18 protein-coding genes and 1 pseudogene are annotated in these 18,303 nt (G+C 72.2%); 13 read left to right on the top strand and 6 right to left on the bottom strand.

The window, feature by feature from the left end; translation table 11 throughout:
- The 3 genes from AC3ETA_RS41580 to AC3ETA_RS41570 all read right to left on the bottom strand — a co-directional run bounded on the left by AC3ETA_RS41580 (position 1) and on the right by AC3ETA_RS41570 (position 1,947).
- Positions 1 to 192 (bottom strand): ferredoxin, encoded by a 192-nt coding sequence (locus tag AC3ETA_RS41580; protein ID WP_432198098.1) that lies wholly within the window; start codon positions 190 to 192, stop codon positions 1 to 3.
- Positions 193 to 286: 94 nt separating this feature from the next.
- Positions 287 to 1,525 (bottom strand): NADH-ubiquinone oxidoreductase-F iron-sulfur binding region domain-containing protein, encoded by a 1,239-nt coding sequence (locus AC3ETA_RS41575; RefSeq protein WP_432198097.1) that lies wholly within the window; start codon positions 1,523 to 1,525, stop codon positions 287 to 289.
- The gene (locus tag AC3ETA_RS41570) at positions 1,522 to 1,947 is read right to left on the bottom strand and encodes a hypothetical protein (protein WP_432198096.1); all 426 of its coding nucleotides are present in this window, start codon (positions 1,945 to 1,947) and stop codon (positions 1,522 to 1,524) included. Before AC3ETA_RS41570 ends, AC3ETA_RS41575 begins: the two co-directional genes overlap by 4 nt.
- A 390-nt stretch (positions 1,948 to 2,337) precedes the next feature.
- Here AC3ETA_RS41570 and AC3ETA_RS41565 point away from each other — a divergent pair, with 390 nt between their 5' ends.
- The 7 genes from AC3ETA_RS41565 (at position 2,338) to AC3ETA_RS41535 (ending at position 10,436) form a co-directional block, all read left to right on the top strand.
- A complete protein-coding gene (locus tag AC3ETA_RS41565; RefSeq protein WP_432198095.1) occupies positions 2,338 to 3,516 on the top strand; it encodes an aromatic ring-hydroxylating oxygenase subunit alpha in 1,179 nt (392 codons plus the stop codon).
- 188 nt (positions 3,517 to 3,704) lie between these two features.
- Complete coding sequence (locus AC3ETA_RS41560) at positions 3,705 to 4,829, top strand: polyamine ABC transporter substrate-binding protein (RefSeq protein WP_432198094.1); 1,125 nt, start codon at positions 3,705 to 3,707, stop codon at positions 4,827 to 4,829.
- Positions 4,830 to 4,832: 3 nt separating this feature from the next.
- Positions 4,833 to 5,723: an ABC transporter permease gene (locus AC3ETA_RS41555; protein ID WP_432198093.1), complete on the top strand. Its 891-nt coding sequence runs from the start codon at positions 4,833 to 4,835 to the stop codon at positions 5,721 to 5,723.
- The gene (locus AC3ETA_RS41550; RefSeq protein WP_432198092.1) at positions 5,720 to 6,598 is read left to right on the top strand and encodes an ABC transporter permease; all 879 of its coding nucleotides are present in this window, start codon (positions 5,720 to 5,722) and stop codon (positions 6,596 to 6,598) included. The genes AC3ETA_RS41555 and AC3ETA_RS41550 overlap by 4 nt, the downstream gene beginning before the upstream one ends.
- 5 nt (positions 6,599 to 6,603) lie before the next feature.
- Positions 6,604 to 7,674: an ABC transporter ATP-binding protein gene (locus AC3ETA_RS41545; RefSeq protein WP_432198091.1), complete on the top strand. Its 1,071-nt coding sequence runs from the start codon at positions 6,604 to 6,606 to the stop codon at positions 7,672 to 7,674.
- Between the two features lie 28 nt (positions 7,675 to 7,702).
- Positions 7,703 to 9,022, top strand: a complete 1,320-nt coding sequence (locus AC3ETA_RS41540; RefSeq protein WP_432198090.1) for a flavin monoamine oxidase family protein — start codon at positions 7,703 to 7,705, stop codon at positions 9,020 to 9,022.
- Complete coding sequence (locus AC3ETA_RS41535) at positions 9,015 to 10,436, top strand: aminobutyraldehyde dehydrogenase (protein ID WP_432198089.1); 1,422 nt, start codon at positions 9,015 to 9,017, stop codon at positions 10,434 to 10,436. The genes AC3ETA_RS41540 and AC3ETA_RS41535 overlap by 8 nt, the downstream gene beginning before the upstream one ends.
- 18 nt (positions 10,437 to 10,454) lie before the next feature.
- Here AC3ETA_RS41535 and AC3ETA_RS41530 read toward each other — a convergent pair whose 3' ends face one another.
- Positions 10,455 to 12,080, bottom strand: a complete 1,626-nt coding sequence (locus AC3ETA_RS41530; protein ID WP_432198088.1) for a sigma-70 family RNA polymerase sigma factor — start codon at positions 12,078 to 12,080, stop codon at positions 10,455 to 10,457.
- Between the two features lie 222 nt (positions 12,081 to 12,302).
- Positions 12,303 to 12,941, bottom strand: coding sequence for an HD domain-containing protein (locus AC3ETA_RS41525; RefSeq protein ID WP_432198087.1), 639 nt, complete (start codon positions 12,939 to 12,941; stop codon positions 12,303 to 12,305).
- A 117-nt stretch (positions 12,942 to 13,058) separates the two neighbouring features.
- Between AC3ETA_RS41525 and AC3ETA_RS41520 the strand changes: the two genes are divergently transcribed.
- Positions 13,059 to 14,027, top strand: a complete 969-nt coding sequence (locus tag AC3ETA_RS41520; protein WP_432198086.1) for a GlxA family transcriptional regulator — start codon at positions 13,059 to 13,061, stop codon at positions 14,025 to 14,027.
- A gap of 3 nt (positions 14,028 to 14,030) precedes the next feature.
- Here AC3ETA_RS41520 and AC3ETA_RS41515 read toward each other — a convergent pair whose 3' ends face one another.
- A complete protein-coding gene (locus tag AC3ETA_RS41515) occupies positions 14,031 to 14,471 on the bottom strand; it encodes an Lrp/AsnC family transcriptional regulator (protein WP_432198085.1) in 441 nt (146 codons plus the stop codon).
- A gap of 80 nt (positions 14,472 to 14,551) precedes the next feature.
- Between AC3ETA_RS41515 and AC3ETA_RS41510 the strand changes: the two genes are divergently transcribed.
- The 5 genes and pseudogenes from AC3ETA_RS41510 to AC3ETA_RS41490 all read left to right on the top strand — a co-directional run.
- Positions 14,552 to 15,253 carry an AzlC family ABC transporter permease gene (locus tag AC3ETA_RS41510; protein WP_432198084.1) on the top strand — a complete coding sequence of 234 codons (702 nt, stop codon included), beginning with the start codon at positions 14,552 to 14,554 and terminating at the stop codon, positions 15,251 to 15,253.
- Positions 15,246 to 15,572, top strand: a complete 327-nt coding sequence (locus tag AC3ETA_RS41505) for a branched-chain amino acid transporter permease (protein ID WP_432198083.1) — start codon at positions 15,246 to 15,248, stop codon at positions 15,570 to 15,572. The genes AC3ETA_RS41510 and AC3ETA_RS41505 overlap by 8 nt, the downstream gene beginning before the upstream one ends.
- A 73-nt stretch (positions 15,573 to 15,645) precedes the next feature.
- Positions 15,646 to 16,410, top strand: a complete 765-nt coding sequence (locus tag AC3ETA_RS41500) for a thioesterase family protein (protein ID WP_432198113.1) — start codon at positions 15,646 to 15,648, stop codon at positions 16,408 to 16,410.
- 136 nt (positions 16,411 to 16,546) lie between these two features.
- Positions 16,547 to 17,908: an MFS transporter gene (locus tag AC3ETA_RS41495; RefSeq protein WP_432198082.1), complete on the top strand. Its 1,362-nt coding sequence runs from the start codon at positions 16,547 to 16,549 to the stop codon at positions 17,906 to 17,908.
- A 52-nt stretch (positions 17,909 to 17,960) separates the two neighbouring features.
- A pseudogene (locus AC3ETA_RS41490) lies at positions 17,961 to 18,281 on the top strand (hypothetical protein); the annotation flags it as partial.
- Between the last annotated feature and the right edge of the window lie 22 nt (positions 18,282 to 18,303).

Raw genomic sequence — 18,303 nt, 5'->3', positions numbered from 1 at the left:
TCACTTCACCAGCCGCAGCGCGGAGTTGGGGCAGGCGGCGACGGCGGCCTCGGCGGCTTCCCGGTCGCCCGGCGGCACCTCGGTCACCCGCGGCTTCGCGTAGCCCCATTCGTCGAGGTCGATCAGCTCGGGTGCGGGTTCCTGGCACAGGCCGTAGCCCTGGCAGCGGGTGGAGTCCAGCAGCAGTTTCATGGTGCGGTCCTTTCGGCGCGGCTCGGCGCGGTGAGGTCCGGGGGTGGGGAGGAGCCCGGGGGGTGGGGAGGAGCCCGGGGAATGGGGATACGGCTCAGGGCACCGGCACGGTGAAGCGGCGCCCGTCCTCGGGTGCCGTGCTCGCGCAGTCGGGGCAGGCGGAGCGGGCGTGGGCGTCGACCACGTCGGGGAAGTGGGCGAGGAGGGTGGCGACGACGCGGGCGGCGGCGTCCAGCAGTCCGCAGGCCCCGCGGCCGGGCAGCTGCTGTGACCAGCGGTGGAGCTGGGCGATCAGGTCGAGGTCCGCCTCGCCGCAGGCGACGGCCTGGAGGGCCTTGGTCATCGCCCCGGTGCCGGAGAGGCACACCCCGCACTGCCGGGCGCTCTGGGCACCGAGGTAGGCGGCGGCCTCGACGGCCACCGCGACCGGGCAGTCGTTCGGGTGCAGGAAGTGCAGCGCACCGCAGCCGAGGGCTGCGCCGGCCGCTTTCAGGCTGTCGTGGTCGAGCGCCAAGCCGTACCAGCCCCCGCCGTGCAGCCCGCCGAACATTCCGCCCAGCAGGACCGCCCGGGCCCTGCCGTGCCCGCACACGGTGGCGAGGAACCCGACGTTCGTACCGGCCGGCACTTCCGCGAGAGCGGCACCGCCGACACCACCGGAGAGGGTCACCAGATGGCTCGCCGCGACGGCGTCCGCCTCGTCGGGGCGCGAGTGCATCAGGGCGACACGGGCCAGCGTCTCCACGTTGGCGACCAGGGTGGGCGCCCCGCCGACTCCGCTCTCGAACGGGCGCGGGGGTTTGGCCGTGGGCAGCGCCGGGCCACCGTCGATGCACCGTACGACGGCGCTCTCCTCCCCCGCGACGTAGGTGTGCTCCGTCCGCACGACGTCGATGCGCAGTTCGGGGGAGCTTTCGGCGAGCGCCCCGCGCACGGCCCGCTCCGCGGCGGCGTCCGAGAGGTACACGAAGCCGCGCTCGGCGCCGGTGACGGCCGCGGCCAGCCGCAGTCCGTCGAGCACGGCATGCGGACGGTGCCGCAGCAGCCAGCGGTCCTTCACGGATCCCGGCTCGCCCTCCTCGCCGTTGGCGACGACGACGCGCGGGCCCGGTGAGTCGCGGACGGTACGGAGTTTGACGGCGGCGGGGAAACCGGCCCCGCCCCGGCCGCGCAGCCCCGCGGCGGCGATCCGGCCGAGCAGCCGGTCGGGCGCGACCAGCGGTGCGTAGCCCCCGGCGGCGAGGTATCCGTCGATGCCCTCGCCGGCGGTGCGGGGCGGCGCCACGAGGAGGCCGGCCCGTCCTTCGGGAAGGAGGGAGAACACGCCGGTCATTTGGTGCTCCAGGGCTCGCAGGGGCCGACGAGTGCGGGTGCGGGGCGTTCCCTCAGCCGTGCCAGCGCCCGTTCCAGTTCGCGTCGCTGGAGGGCGGTGCGGTCGTAGCCGGCTCCGGGCAGGCCGATCAGCATGCAGTGGTGGTCGAGGACGACCTCGCCGGCGAGCAGGGCCGCTCTCGGGTCGGTGGTCCGGGATCCGGCCGCCCGGACGACCAGGTCGGTGACCTCGCGCAGATAGCGCAGCCAGCCGCGCTGGGTGCCGCGCAGCACCAGTCGCTCGACGCGGTGCCGTTCGGCGGTGACGAGGGCCGACGGCGGGCGGCGGGCGGCCGGGGACCGCAGGGCGGCCACCGCTGCGGGCAGCTCCTGTTCGGGCTCCGGCGTGAGGCCGAGCCAGACGAGACTGCGGCGAACGCTCATGCGTGCCTCCGGGTTCGCTCCGTCTCCGGGTGGTCCGGGGACAGGGGTGGCGCGGCCATGACGTGGGACGGGGATGCTCCGCTGCCTGACGCGCCGGCGGGGGGCTGTGGTGGGTGTCCGGATCCGGACCTCCGACGTGGCGCGGACCTGCGGCCCGCGGGCTTGCGGAGGGCGCCTGGGCAACCGTCCGCGGGTGAGGTCCATCCGTCTGCACCGAGACTAACTAACTAATTAGTCAGCTCACAAGTCTTGACTTGCCATCGCCCGGGTCCCACTCTGACTAACCAATCAGTCAGCCGGATCTCGGCAGGTCCGGAAGTCGTACCTGCCCCCTGCCCCGGCTCATCCCTCACCGCCCATCGCCGCCGCAGCGGCGCGGAGGAGGACCCCATGAACCCCTCGACGACCCGGGCGGCGGAGCCGGTCTCCCCAGCCCCGCCGCAGCCGCCCCCCGAGCATCCCGGGGAGGCCCTGCCGGCCCGCTACTACACGGATCCGGCCATCGCTCGGGCCGAGACCGACCGCATCTTCGCCAAGTCCTGGCAGCTCGTCTGCCACGAATCCGACCTCCCGGGACCGGGCGCGCGGCTGACCGCCACCGCCGCCGGCCGGGAGGTGCTGGTAGTCCGCACCGAGGACGGCGACCTCGCCGCCCACCTCAATGTGTGCCGGCACCGCGGCACCCGGCTGGTCGCCGGCCCCGAGCCGTCGGGCAAGGCGATCCGCTGCCCGTACCACGGCTGGACCTACAAGCTGGACGGACGCCTGGTCGGCGCCCCCGAGGCCCGCCGCATCCCCTGCCTGGACAAGCCGAAGCTCGGGCTGCACCCGGTCAACGTGGAGTCCTTCCTCGGCTTCGTCTTCGTCAACCCGGACATGGAGGCGACCCCGCTCGCCGAGAGCTGCGCCGGACTCGCCGAGGCCGTCGGACGCTACACCGGGCCCGGTCTGGCGCCGGTCGGCAAGCACCGTATCCACCACCTGAAGGGCGTCGAGGAGCAGAACGCCAACTGGAAGGTGATCGTCGACAACTATCTGGAGGGCTACCACGTCCCGGTCGCCCACCCTGCGCTCATGCGGCTGCTCGACTACGCCGCGTACACGGTGGACGTACAGGAGAACTACGTCCTGTTCGAGTCACCCCTGCGCGACAAGCCCTCCGCGAACTGGACCGAGCGGCTCTACCAGCGCCTTGCGACGCCGATGCCGGGGCTGGTCGAGGCGGACCGGCGGGTTTGGCGGTACGCCGTGATCTACCCGAACACTCTCATCGACTTCTACCCTGACCACGTGCTCGCGTGGACCGCCCTGCCCACCGCCCAGGACCGGGCGGCGATCCCCGGCGCCTTCTACACCAAGGTCGGCGAGGGCATCCGCACCCGGCTGGCCCGGCGGCTCAACATCCGCATCGGCTGGGAGACCAACGACGAGGACGCCGAACTGGTGCAGCGCGTGCAGGCCGGGATGAGCACCCCCGGATTCGAGCCGGGGCCGCTGTCGCAGCGCGAGGCCGCGGTCGGCTGGTTCGCCCGCCGCGTCCGGGACGACCTGGAGGGGGACGCACGGTGACGCCCCCGCACACCTCGCCCGCACGCTCCGCCGTACTCCTCCCGTCGGCCAGGGCCTTATCCCGCGCCCTCTGAGCCGCGCACGCACCCTCCCCAGACCGGTTTTTCACTACGGAATCAGGGCCCGAAGTGAGCCGACCAGCCGGTCCCGCCCTGGAGTTGTGCCGTTCCTCGACGGAGAGGACGTCCATGTCCCCCGAAGTACCACCGCCGAACCGACGTGCCTTGCTGCGGGCGGGCGCCGGCGGCCTGCTGGCCGCGGCGGCCGGCGGCTGCGGGTTCATGCCCGCCAAGAAGCCCGACGCCGACCGGCTCGCCCCGGTCGACGCGCGCGTCGACGGCGATCTCGTCTACTTCAACTGGGCCGACTTCGTCGACCCGTCCGTGTTCAAGGGCTTCGAGAAGGAGTACGGCGTCAAGGTCATCCAGTCGAACTTCGACTCGATGGAAGGCATGGTCGCCAAGCTCAACGCGGGCAATCGCTACGACATCGTCTTTCCCACGGCCAAGTGGGCCCAGCGGCTGGCCAGGGGCGGCCGGCTGCGCCGTATCGACCACGCCCGGCTCACCAACTCCCAGGCCGTCTTCGGGACGTACGACTACTTCGCGGATCCCTGGTACGACCCCGGTTCGGCGCACACCGTACCCTTCACCGCGTACAAGACCGGCATCGGCTGGCGGCGCGACAGGATCGGTGAGCTCACCGGCTCCTGGCGGGACCTGTGGAACGACCGGGCCAAGGGCAAGGTCTTCCTGCTGGACGACCGCGACGAGGTGCTCGGCATGGGCGCCCTCGCGCTCGGCCTCGACGTCAGCACCGGCGACACCGGCGACCTGGACCGCATCACCTCCCTGCTGGGCACCCTGCGGCCGCGGCTGCGGGGCTTCTCCAGCGACAGCTACAACAACCTCCTCAACGGCAACGCGCTGATCCAGCAGGCGTGGAGCGGCGACATGGCCGCGATGCTCTACCAGGCCGACGACCCCTCCGTGTTCGGGTTCCAGGCCCCGAAGGAGGGCACGCCGATCAACTCCGACTGCTACGCCATCCCCTGGAACGCCCCGCACCCCGGCACGGCGATGCTCTTCATCGACTACATGCTGCGGCCGGAGAACGCGAAGAAGAACATCGAGTACATCGGCTACCCGATGCCGGTCGCGGGCACCGAGAAGACCTACGCCGACCTGGTCGAGCCCTTCCCCGAGTGCATGGTCACGCAGGACGACCTGAAGGCCGGCGTGTTCTTCCGCAACGGCGACCGCGCGGCGGAGGACGCCCGCGACACCGCCTGGACCCATGTGAAGGCGGGCTGAGACATGGCACTGCTCCGCCCCTCCCGCCCCCGCCGCCGGGACGACTCCGGCAACCGGATGTGGGTCTGGTTCATGCTGCCGGGCACCCTGTGGATGACCGGCTTCCTGATCGCCTCGCTGGCCCTCGTCGCCGTCCTCGCGGTCGGCACCACCGACGAGCTCGGCAACCCGCGCTTCGGCTTCGACCTGGCCGGCGTGCGCGCCCTCGCCGACCCCGCCTACACCGAGGTCCTGGCACGCTCCCTCGGCTACGCCCTGCTGACCTGCCTGATCTGTCTGCTGATCGCCTATCCGGTGGCGTACACGATCGCCCTGTACGGCGGCCGGTACAAGCACGCGCTGATCGCCGCGATCGTGGTGCCGTTCTTCGCCAACTACCTGGTGCGGATGTACGGCTGGTCGGTGGTCCTCTCCGACGACGGGCCGGTGCTGCGGGCCCTGCGCGCGGTCGGTCTGGCCGACGCGGGCACCAAGATCCTCAACAGTGGCTTCGGCGTCATCGCGGGACTGGTCTACGGCTTCGTCGTCTTCATGATCATCCCGCTGTACGCGGCGCTGGAACGCCTCGACGTCTCCCTCATCGAGGCCGGCCGCGATCTGTACGGCGGCCCGGTCCGCACCTTCTTCTTCGTCACCCTGCCCGCCACCCGGCAGGGCGCGGCGGCCGGACTCGTCCTGGTCTTCTTGCCCGCGATGGGTGACTTCGTCAGCGCACAGCTCATGGGAGGCCCGGACCAGATCATGATCGGCAACCTCATCCAGGACAAGTTCTTCCAGGGCCAGAACTGGCCGCTCGGCTCGGCGCTCACCATGCTGCTGATGCTGGTCCTGCTGATCGGGATGCTCGGCTACCTCCGGCGCACCCGCAAGGACGAGGCGGAGGCACTGCGATGACCCTGGTCAGCACCCCCTCCGCCACCACTCCGGCCCGTGAGCCCGCCCCGACGCGCAAGCGCCGGCGCATCCACCGCAGGCCCCGCCTCCTCGTCGCGGTCACCGGACTGTTCTTCGCGCTGCTCTACCTGCCCATCGCGGTCGTGGCGCTCTTCTCCTTCAACTCCCAGAAGTCCCTGACCGTGTTCGACGGGTTCAGCCTGCGCTGGTACCGCGCCTTCGTGCACGACGACGTGCTCCTCGCCTCGCTCGGCACCAGCCTGCGCATCTCCCTGGTGGCGATGGCCGGTTCGGTGCTCCTCGGGGTGGCGCTCGCCGTCGGCCTGGTCCGCTGCCGCACCCGGCTGGGCTCGCTGGCCGGACTGATCATGCTGGTGCCGCTGATCACGCCGGAGATCGTCACGGGCGTGGCGTCGATGCTGCTGTTCAAGGGCCTGGGCGTGCCCCTGTCCACCGGCACGGTGATGCTCGCCGAGATCACCTTCTCCATCTCCTACGTCACCGTCATCCTGCGCTCCCGGGTCGCCGCACTGAACCCGGAGGTGGAGGAGGCCGCGATGGATCTCGGCGCCACCCGCTGGCAGGCCGTGCGGCTGGTGACCCTGCCCGCGCTGCTGCCCGCCGTGCTGGCCAGTGCCGTACTGATCTTCGCGCTGGTCTTCGACGACTTCGTACTGGCCTACTTCACCACCGGCGTCGACCCGCAGCCCCTGTCGGTGCGGATCTACTCGGCGATCCGCTTCGGGGTGCAGCCCACCATCAACGCGGTCGGCACGCTCATGCTCGCGGCATCCGTCGCCCTGATCGCCCTGGCCCTGTTCATCCCGCGCCTCTTCGGCCGCCGCGGCGGCCTCGACATCCTCTCCGGAGAGTGATCCCCATGGACGCGACCCCCGCCGTCCGGCTCGACGGTGTCTCCAAGCGGTACGCCGACTCCTACGCCGTGCACCGCCTGGACCTCGACATCGAGGCCGGCCACTTCTTCTCCCTGCTGGGCCCCTCCGGCTGCGGCAAGACCACGACCCTGCGCATGATCGGCGGTTTCAGCGACCCCAGCGAGGGCGCGGTGCTGCTGGCCGGCGAGGACGTGACCGGCCTGCCGCCGAACAAGCGCAACGTCAACACCGTCTTCCAGAGCTACGCCCTGTTCGACCATCTCAGCGTCGCCGACAACGTCGGCTTCGGCCTCAAGCGCAGCGGCGTCGCCAAGGCCGGGATACGGCAGCGGGTCGGCGAGATGCTGGAGCTGGTCCAGCTCGCCGGACTCGCCGGCCGCAAGCCCCGCACCCTGTCCGGGGGCCAGCGTCAGCGCGTAGCTCTCGCTCGCGCGCTGGTCAACCGGCCCGCCGTACTGCTCCTGGACGAGCCGCTCGCCGCCCTCGACCTGAAGCTGCGCCGGCAGATGCAGGTGGAGCTGAAGCAGATCCAGCGCGAGGTCGGCATCACCTTCGTCTTCGTCACGCACGACCAGGACGAGGCGCTGACGATGTCCGACCGGATCGCCGTGATGAACGAGGGGCGCATCGAGCAGTGCGGCACCCCCGAGGACATCTACGAGCACCCCGCCACCGGCTTCGTGGCCTCCTTCATGGGCACCTCCAACCTGATGACCGGCACCTACCGCGGCGGTGAGGTGACCCTGGAGAAGGGGCCCGCGCTGGCCGTGGGCGCCCGTGCCGGCATCGCGGACGGCACCGCCGTGAGTGTGTCGGTGCGCCCCGAGAAGATCTGGCTGTCGGACTTCGAACCGGGCATGTCGAAGCTGAGCGGCGTGCTCCGCGAGACGGTCTACAGCGGCCCGACCACGACCTACCTCATCGAACTCGCCCCGGGCGTCACGCTGTCGGTGCTGGAGCAGAACACGGCCCGGGCCCGCATGGAGGACCGCTGGAGCGGCGGCGAGACCGTGGAGTTCGGATGGCGGCCCGAGCACTGCCTGGTCATGGCCTGAGCGCCCCTGACACAAGAAAGCGACACCCATGCATCACGACGTGATCGTGCTCGGCGCCGGTCTCGCGGGGCTCGCCGCCGCCCGGGACCTGGCCGCCGCCGGCACCGACGTGCTCGTCCTGGAGGCCCGGGACCGCGTCGGCGGCCGGGTCGAGCAGACCCGCACACCCGACGGCCGCACCGTCCAGCTGGGCGGTGAGGTCGTCGGCCACGGGCACACCGCCTATCTCCGGCTCGCCGAGGAACTGGGGCTGGCGTTGGTTCCCAGCTATGTCCAGGAGCCGGGCCGTATGACCCGCGCGACCCCGGAGGGACTCTCGGCCGGTGCACCTCCGCACTGGTTCGGCCCCGGTGACGCGGCCCTGCACACGCGCCTGAGCAAGGAGTTCTCCGCCCTCGCCGCCGGCGTCGACCCGGACGACCCCTGGTCGCACCCGGACGCGGCCGCCCTGGACCGGCTCTCCGTGGCCGACTGGCTGCGCTCGAGGGAGGCCGGACCGGCCGTGGTCCGGCTGTGGGACATCGGCCAACTCGCCCTGGCGGGCGGCTCGTACGAACGGATCTCCCTGCTCGCCGCGCTGCGCAAGAGCGCGGCGGTCCCCGGCTCGGGCACGGGCGACTACGACTACGACGACTGGGAGGGACTGCGGCTCGCGGAGGGCTCGGCGACGCTCGCCGAGGTCCTGGGCCGTGTGCTGGGCCCGCGCGTCCGGCTCGGTTCACCCGTCGCCGCGCTGGACGTCCGCCCCGGGCGCTGCACCGTGCGCCTGGTCTCCGGCGAGGCCCTCACCGCCGGTGCCGTGGTGAGCGCGCTGCCCGTCGGCCCGCTGCGGGACGTCGCCGTCAGCGGTGTGAGCGAGGAGCGGCTCGCGTCCCTGCACCGGCAACGCCACGCCACGGCCGCGAAGTTCGCCGCCGTCTACGACCGTCCCTTCTGGCGGGACGCCGGTCTGAACGGCCTGTCCGAGGCGGAGGGAGTGCTGGGCAGCACCTGGCCGCAGAACGAGGGCGTCCTGTCGGCGCTGATCCCGCCCGAGCGGTACGGCGTCCTGCTCGGCACCCCGCCTCGGCTGCGCGCCCGCGAGCTGCTCGCGGAGATGGCCGGCATGTTCGGCGACGAGGCGCTGCGGCCGACCGCCTGCCATCTGCGGCTGTGGGGCACCGACAGATGGACGCAGGGCTATGTCACCCAGTGGCCGCCGGGCGAGGTCATGGCCGTCGGCCCGTTGCACGGCACCCATGAACCGCCGTTCTACGTCTGCGGCTCCGACCAGTGGGTCGCCGGATACCTGGAGGGCGCCGTCCGCACCGGCCGCGGCGCCGCCGAGGAGGCGCTGCGGCGTGGCTGACACCGACCGCCTCAACCACATCGGCGGCAAGGAAGTGCCGGCCGTGTCCGGCGCCACCCTGGCGTTGACCGACCCGGCCACCGGCCTCTCCCACGGGACGGCTGCGCTGTCCGGTACGCAGGACGTGGACGCGGCCTGCCGGGCGGCCGAACAGGCCTTCCCCGCCTGGTCCCTGACGACTCCGGGGCAGCGGCAGACGGCGCTTCTGCGCATCGCCGACGCCCTGGAGCGGGAGGCCGCCGCGGTCGCGGACTCCGAGGTGGCCGACACCGGCAAGCCGCGTGCCCTGTTCCTGGGCGACGAACTCCCCGCGATCGTGGACGTGCTGCGCTACTTCGCGGGAGCGGCCCGGAACCTGCCGGGCGCGGCGGCCGCCGAGTACACGCCGGGGCGTACCTCCGTGCTGCGGCGCGAGCCGGTCGGTGTCTGCGCCCAGATCACGCCGTGGAACTACCCGCTGATGATGGCCGTATGGAAGATCGCGCCCGCGCTCGCCGCCGGCAACACGGTCGTCCTGAAGCCGTCCGACACCACGCCGTCGTCGGCCGTGCTGCTGGCCCGGCTGGCCGCCGAGCATCTGCCGCCCGGCGTGCTGAACGTGGTGTGCGGTGACCGCGACACCGGGCGTGCCCTGGTCGGCCACCCGTACGTCCGGCTGGTGGCCGTGACCGGAAGCATCCGCGCGGGGCGGGAGATCGCCGCCGCGGCAGCCGCCGATCTCAAGCGGCTGCACCTCGAACTCGGCGGCAACGCACCGGTGTTGATCCATGCGGATGCCGATCTCGACGACACGGTCGAGCAGTTGTCGTCGCTGTCCTTCTACAACGCGGGCCAGGACTGTACGGCCGCGACCAGGATCCTGGTCGACCGCCGCGTCCACGACACCTTCCTGGACCGCTTCGCCGACCGTGCCGCCCGGCTGCTGCCCGGCGCCCCCGACGACGAGCGGACCGACTTCGGTCCGCTCGCGAACGCCGCCCAACTCGACTCCGTACGCGGCCTGTTGGAGCGTCTGCCGGATCACGCCGAGGTCGTGACCGGCGGCTCGGTGCCGGCCCGGCCCGGCTACTTCCACCGTGCCACGGTGGTCGCAGGGGTGCGGCAGGGGGACGAGATCGTGCAGGGCGAGGTGTTCGGGCCGGTCGTCACCGTCCAGCCGTTCGCCGACGAGGCCGAGGCCGTCCGCCTGGCCAACGGCGTGCCCCAGGGGCTGGCCGCGAGTGTCTGGACCCGCGACCACGACCGTGCCATGCGCGCGACCCGTGCGCTGCGGACCGGCATCGTCTGGGTCAACACCCACGGCACGACGGTCTCGGAGATGCCGCACGGCGGCGTACGCCACTCCGGCCACGGCAGCGACCTGTCCCTGACCGGGCTGCTCGACTACACCCAGGTCAAGCACGTCATGCTGTGACGCGTGCCCGGCGTGCTCCTACAGCTTGGCGCCGAAGTTCTGCGTCCACCAGGGGCCGCCGGGCCCGTTGTGGATGCCGACTCCGATGTCCTTGAACGAGCAGTTGAGGATGTTGGCCCGGTGGCCGGGGCTGTTCATCCACGACTCCATCACGGCCGCCGGGGTCTGCTGGCCCATCGCGATGTTCTCGCCGTAGGTGGACCAGCGGTAGCCGGCCGCGGTGATGCGCTGACCGGGGTCGGCGCCGTCCGGGTTGGTGTGGTCGAAGAAGTCGCGGGCGGCCATGTCCTCGGAGTGGCCCTGCGACGACTTGTTCAGCAGCGAGTCCTCCTGGAGCGGACCGCAGCCGGCGTTCGCCCGCTCCTTGTTCACCAGCGCGACGACCTGTCCGACGGTGTCCGTCGGGGCCGACTGCGCCTGGGGCGTGCTGGACGCGGTCCGTGTCGGCGTCGGGGTCGGGCGGGGAGCCGGCGTCGACTTCTTGGCCGGTTCGGGCGTTTTGGAGGGGGTCGCCTTCTTCGAGGGCGAGGCGGACTGCGAGGGGGACCTGGACGGCGGCTCCGAGGTCTTCACGGGACCGGACTCCGAGAGTTCCGCGACCGGGGCGCCGGCGCTGGCCGCCGCCGTCGCCTCCTCCCTCCCGGTGCCGGGATCCGAGTCGAAGTACCAGAATCCGCCGCCCGCGACGCAGGCCGCGACGACGGCACCCCCGGCGGCCCGGCGCCGGTTCCGCCGACGGCGGCGGGCCTCGCCGCGGGAGACCGTCCGGCCGCGCGCGGCACGGTGCCCCGCTCCGGAGTGCCCCCCGGACGCGTTCACCGCGGAGGCCGAGCCGACCGGGGCCATGCCGCCAGAGGCGGACAGCACCCGGTCCAGCAGCGCGGGCGCCGCGGCGACCAACGCCAGCCCGGCCAGGAGCCCCTCGGCCGGCATCAACCCGCTCCACAGACCGGAACAACGCACACATCCCCGGGCATGCCGGGCTATTCGCTTGCGCCACAGCGCCGAGGGCCGGCCGTCCCAGGACGCGAGCAGACCAGGCAGCTCCTCGCAGCGCGGACGCGCGTCCAGCGCCCGCACGACCACCCGGGCCGCCTCCAGCTGCGCCTTCATCCGCTGCACCCGGACCGCCGTGTGCTGCGGCGACAGCTCCAGCGCATCGGCCACCTCGGCCCGGGTCAGCTGACCGGCGCACTCCAGCCACCACAGCGACAGCAGCCCGCGGTCGTCGGGCTCCAGCCAGCGGGTGGCGCGTGCCGTCTCCTGGCGCTGGCCGGACAACTGGAGCCGGACCATGGTCAGATCCACGAAGTCGGCGCCCGGATCCGCCAGCTCCTCGGCCTCCTCCACACCGCCCGGTGCCGTCTGCCGGTCGTGCCAGTGCGCCCGGACCTGGTTCATCGCGATCGCCACCAGCCAGGAGCGGAAGCTCTCCGCGGTGCGCAGCCCGCCGAGCGCGTCGAGGGCGCGCAGCATGGTCTCCTGCACCACGTCGTCGACGTCGACCGAGCCGTTCAGAGCCCTCCCCACGACGTTGTAGACCAGCGGGAGGTATGCGCTGACCAGGGCGTCCTGAGCCTCCGGGTCGCCACTGCGGGCGGCCGTCACCAGTGCCGCGAGATCCCTCGTGGGCTCTGTACTCATCAAAAAGCTTCCCTGTCCTCGACGCCGAACGATGCTGTCCGATACCTGGGAGATCGCTCGGTGAACCGCGGATAACAGTTCTTCGCACGGTTCTTCGGACGCTTGTTCTCCGAGAGCCTCACGAGGCCGGCGCGGCGGCGCAATGGAGAACGTCACATCCACAGGGACTTGGCACAGCGGAACGTAGGGATATGAGCTGAATGCCCTTTCCGCTCCCCCGAATTACTCGGGCCAGTCGGAGTTCTTGATGACCTCCACGAAGTCTCCGGGCACGAAGTCGGGTACGAAATGGGCCAGTACGTCCGCCTTGACGTTGCCGAAGGTGGTTTCGGGGCGGTCCTGGATGCCCTCGGTGAACGCGGCGAGGATCCGGTTCTTGAAGTCGGGGCGAGGGTGGGCCGCGACGACGGCGGCGCGCTGCTCGGCGGAGACGGCGTGGTAGCCGATGCCGAGGACGTCCAGTTCCACGCCTCGGGTCACCAGCGCGACCTCGGGTGCCATGTGAAGGGGGATCTCCGGGGTGGTGTGCAGGGCGACGGCCGTCCAGACCCGGTCGGCCGGCTCGCCGGTGACGCCGTGGGAGTGCAGGAGGCGGCGGGCCTCGTCGGCGCCGTCGATCTCGAACCGCCGATCGGTGCGCCGGTAGCGCCCGGTCAGGCCGAGGTCGTGGAACATCGCGCCCACGTAGAGCAGTTCGGGGTCGAACTTCAGGCCCGCTTCCAGCCCGCGCAGCGATCCGAACAGGAAGACCCGCCGGGAGTGGTCGTACAGCAGCGGCGCGGCGACGTCCCGTACGAGCTCGGTGGCCTCCCTCGCCAGTGCGCTGTCCGGGATCCGTACGCCCGCGATCGTCTCGCCCATGATGACGGCCTTCCTTTCTCGTCCGACCGGCCCGCCCGGTCGGTGACCTCCTCAATGTCGTCCGCCGGACTATCCTGGCGCCATGTCCTTCCTGACGCACGACCCACAGATCCGGACATGACGCATCGCGTGGCCCTGCTGGTGTTCGACGGGGTGACCCTGCTCGACGCGAGTGGCCCCCTGGAGGTGCTGCACCAGGCGGGGCGGCTCGGCCATCCCTACGCGCCAGTGCCGGCATCCCCGTACGGCGGCGACGTCACGACTTCCTCGGGCGTGGCCCTGGCCCGGACGGTGGCCGCGGCCGACGCGGGGCCGGTCGACACGCTCGTGGTCGCCGGGGCCGACGCGCTCGCCGAGCGGCCTCCCGGCGAGGACCTGCTGACGGCGGCCGCCCTGCTGGCCGCGCGGGCGGAGCGGGTCGCGTCCGTGTGCAGCGGCGCCTTCGTGCTGGCCGAACTGGGTCTGCTCGACGGCCGCAGGGCGACCACGCACTGGCGGCACGCCAAGACGCTCGCCCGCCGGCATCCCCGGGTGCGGGTCGAGCCGGACGCGCTGCACGTGCGGGACGGCCGGTATCTCACCTCGGCCGGCATCAGCGCGGGCATCGATCTGACCCTCGCGCTGGTCGAGGACGACCACGGGGCGGACGTGGCCCGCGAGGTCGCCCGCGAACTGGTCGTCTTCATGCAACGTCCGGGCGGGCAGTCGCAGTTCTCCACGGCCCTGGCGACCCCGCCGGCCCGCAGCGACCTGCTGGCCTCGCTCACCGCGTCGGTGCTCGCGGATCCTGCCGCCGACCACGGCCTGGCCACGATGGCCGCGTCTGCGGCCGTCAGCACCCGGCACCTCGCCCGGCTGTTCCGCAGCGAGCTGAACACGACGCCCGCCCGCTGGGTGGAGCGTGTCCGGCTCGACCGCGCGCAGCAGCTCCTGCTCGACGGGCACAGCGTCACCTCGGCGGCCCGGTACAGCGGACTCGGCAGCGACGAGACCCTGCGCCGCGCGTTCGCCCGCCACCTGGGCACCACCCCGACCGAGTACCGCAGGCGCTTCGCCACCACGCGCCCGCCGGATCCGGCCCCCTGAGCCCTACGGGGCAGGCTTGATCGTCTTCATCGTGAAGTGCGAGGTGACGTTCTTGATCCGGGGGATCGTCATGACCCGTCCGCTCAGGAACGCCTCGTACGCGGGCAGGTCCGCGACGGCCACCCGCACGAAGTAGTCGGGGCTGCCGAACATCCGCCGCAGCTCCAGCACCTCCTCGGCCTCCGCCAAGGTCCGCTCGAAGTGCTCGACCGTCTCCGCGTCCTGCGATTCGAGGCCGAGGTCGATCAGGACCTCGAAGGAGCGGCCCACCGAGACCGGGTCGATCACGGCGCGGTACCCGCGGATGACACCGTCGGCCTCCAGCCGCTGGACCCGGCGCAGACAGGGCCCGGTGGTCAGCCCGACCCGCTGGGCCAGCTCCACGTTGGTCAGCCGCCCGTCCCGCTCCAGCTCGGCAATGATTGCTTCGTCGATCGCATCCACGCGAATATTATTGCTCTACGAGCACGGTTCCGGGCAATCTTCGCAACCACATGTCGCCGCTCCTGCGGGACGATGGAGCGGTGGAACGAACGGAACACATATCCCGGGGCATACGCGACTCCTTCTCGGCCGGCCTCGGCATCTTCCCCCTCGGCATAGCCCTCGGCCTGCTGATCGTCCAGGCCGGACTGCCCTGGTGGCTGGCGCCCGCCCTCTCCCTCGCCGCGTTCGCCGGCTCCCTGGAGCTGCTGCTCGTGGGCATGGTGGCCACCGTCACCCCGCTCGCGGCGGTCGCGCTGACGGTGCTGGTGGTCAACTTCCGGCATGTGTTCTACGCGTTCTCCTTCCCGCTGCACCTGGTCCGGCACCCGGTGGCGAAGGCGTACGCCGTCTACGCGATGATCGACGAGGTGTACGCCGTCAACGCGGCCCTGCCCGAGCACGAGCGCTCGGCACCCCGGCTGCTGGCCATGCAGATCGCGTGCGAGGCGTACTGGGTGGGCGGCGGTCTGGTCGGCGTCGTGCTCGGCTCGGTCCTGCCCGCACCCGTCAAGGGGCTGGAGTTCGCGCTGTGCGCCCTGTTCACGGTGCTCACCCTGGACGCGTTCCGCTCCCGCAAGGAGCTGCCGTCCCTGCTGCTCGCGGGCGCCTGCGCCGCCGTCGCCCTCGTCCTCACGCCGGGCATGGCCATGTTCACGGCGCTGCTGCTGTTCGTGGGCCTGCTTCTGGCCCGCCACCTCCTCACCGCCCGCGACACCGCCCAGGAGACCGCGCATGCCTAGTACCTCGTATCTCGTCGCGGTCCTGGCGATCGTCTTCGGTATCACGCTCGCCCTGCGCGCCGTGCCCTTCGCCGTGCTCGGACGCCTGCGCGAGTCGGCCGTCGTGCGGCGGCTGGCGACGTGGATGCCGGTCGGCATCCTCGCCGTCCTCGCGGTGACCGCGCTGCACGGCACGGTCACGACCGACCCGCACGCGGCGGGGTACGCGCTGCTCGCCGTCGCGGTCACCATCGGCGCCCATCTGGCCTTCGGCCGCCGCACCATCCTGAGCGTCGGGGCGGGCACAGCCGTCTATGTCGTCCTGCTCAACGCCCTCTGACCCAACCCGCACACCGTCCGCCGAACACTCCTGGGAGAGCCGTCCGTTGACCCCCGAAAGCTACTTCGAAGCCATGGGCGAGCACCGCTTCAAGCCGACATCGCACGCGAGCGGCGCCTGGCACCGCGACGAGCAGCACTTCAGCCCGCTGGGCGGGCTGGTCGTGCACGCCCTCGACCGCCACCGCGCCGCCGCCCCGGACGACGGGCTCGTCCTCGCCCGGATCAGCTACGACATCCTCGGCCGGCTCGCGCTCGACGAGATGGAGATCGAGGTGGAGACCGTCCGCCCCGGGCGGACCATCCAGCTCCTCGAAGCGGTCGTGCGGATCGCGGACCGTCCGGTGGTGCGGGCCCGCGCCTGGTATCTGGCCCGGCTCGACACCGCCGAGGTCGCGGGCGGCCCCGCCGAACGACTCACCCCGCCCGAGGCGCTCACCCCGTGGCCGATGTCCGAGGTCTGGTCCGGCGGCTACATCGCCTCCCTCGACGTGCGCCCGGTGGCACCGCCCCGCCCCGGTCGCACCACCGCCTGGATCTCCACGCCCCTGGAGCTGGTGGCCGGCGTCCCCGTCAGCCCGCTCGCGTCGTACCTCGCCCTCGTCGACACCGCCAACGGCATCGCCGTACGGCAGCCGCCCGGCGCGTGGATGTTCCCCAACGTCGACCTGACCGTCCACCTGCACCGCCGACCGCACGGCACCTGGACCGGTCTGGACACCACCGTCACCTTCGGCCCCACCGGCCAGGGCCTGACCAGCACGGTCCTGCACGACGTCGACGGCCCGGTCGGCCGGGCACAGCAGATCCTCACGGTCCGCCCGCAGCCCGGGACATGACACAGCCGGCCGGCGAAGGGGCCGGGCGCGCGTCGGGACGCCTGTCCCGCAGCTATCGATGTTGTGCACTTTATTGACGCCAGTCATCAGAGCGCCTACTTTCGCGGTGTCCTTCCCCCGGTCAAGGGAGACCGCGATGCCTTCGTCCCCCGTCGCATCACCGTCGCCGTCCACGCACCCCGAGCGAACCCGGCAGCTGCGCAGAGTCGCACTGTCCGGGTTGCTGGGCACGGCCGTGGAGTTCTACGACTTCCTCGTCTACGGCACCGTCGCCGCGCTGGTCTTCGGCGAGCTCTTCTTCCCGGGTGCCGATCCCGCCGTCGGCACCATCGCCGCATTCGGCACCTTCGCCGCCGGCTATGTCGCCCGCCCGCTCGGCGGCATCGTCTTCGGGCACTTCGGCGACCGGCTCGGCCGCAAGTCGATGCTGCTGCTCACCATGGGCCTGATGGGCGGCGCCAGCTTCCTCATCGGCCTGCTGCCGACATACGACACGGTCGGCGTCTGGGCGCCGGTCCTGCTGATCGCCCTGCGGGTCCTCCAGGGCATCGCCATCGGCGGCGAGTGGGGCGGCGCCACGCTGATGGTCGTGGAGCACGCCGGGGAGCGGCGCCGCGGACTGTGGTCCAGCTTCACGCAGATGGGAGCACCGCTCGGCTCCCTGCTGTCCTCGCTCGTCGTCACCCTCGTGGTCGCCATGCCCAGGGACCAGTTCACGGCCTGGGGCTGGCGTGTGCCGTTCCTGCTGAGCGTGGTGCTGCTGGGCGTGGGCCTGTTCGTCCGGCTGAAGGTGGTCGAGAGCCCGCTGTTCGCCGCAGTGAAGAAGGACCGCGCCGAGGCACGGCTGCCGATCCTCGACGTCCTGCGGCGTCCCCGGCCGCTGCTGCTCGCCTGCTGCGTCGGCATCGGCGCCTTCACCGCCCAGTCCCTGCTGACCAGTTACCTCATCGCGTACGCCACCGGCATCGGCTACGCCCGCCCGCAGGTGCTCACCGCGCTCACGGTCTCCGCCGCCGTCGCCCTGGTGGTGCTGCCGTGCGCCTCCGCGCTCTCCGACCGGGTGGGCCGCCGCCCCGTCGTCCTCACCGGAGCCGTCCTGTCGGCGGCCACCGCCTTCCCCGTCCTCGCGCTGATCGACTCGAAGTCGCCGGGCGCGCTGATCCTCGCCGTCGTCATCGGCCACGGCATCGCCCAGTCCACGATGTACGGCCCGCTGGGCGCCCTGCTCACCGAGATGTTCGGCACGCGGGTGCGCTACACCGGCGCCTCCCTCGGCTACCAGGGCGCGACCCTCATCGGCGCCGGCTTCTCCCCCATGATCGCCGGCACCCTGGTCGCCGGCAGCGGCAACGGCACCCCGGTGGCGCTGCTGCTGTGCGGCGGCTCCCTCATCACCGCACTGACCGTGCGGTTCGTGCGCGAGACGAGCCGTACGTCCCTGTCCGGCGCCGCCCCCGAACTCCTCTCCACCGCGCGCCCGGAGGAGATCACCGCATGACGACCGCCACCCGCACGGCCTTCGCGGCGGCCCTGCTGCTCGCCGCCACCCCACCGTCGGCGACGCCGTCGTCCCCGTCCAGACGGAGAGCGCCCTGAAGCGGGCCGTGACCGCCGCCGGGTCGGCCTCCCTGCTGCGGCAGGTGTACACCGACAACGCCGGCCACTGCACCTTCAGCCCCGCCGAGCAGCTCGCCGCCCTGCACACCCTGGAGGACCGTCTGACCAAGGGCAGCTGGGAGGGGACCGACGCTGCCTTGCTGAACACCCGTGCCGCGAAGGCCGGTCCGACCACGCCCGCCCGCTACGTGCCGTACCGGCCCACCCCCTGCCTGCGCCCCTACGACCTCGCCCACCCGGCGGACGGCCGATGAAGCCGTACGGCCGCCCGTCGCG

The sequence above is a fragment of the Streptomyces sp. bgisy027 genome (assembly GCF_057710365.1).
This window is presented reverse-complemented; position numbering and strand designations above follow the sequence as displayed.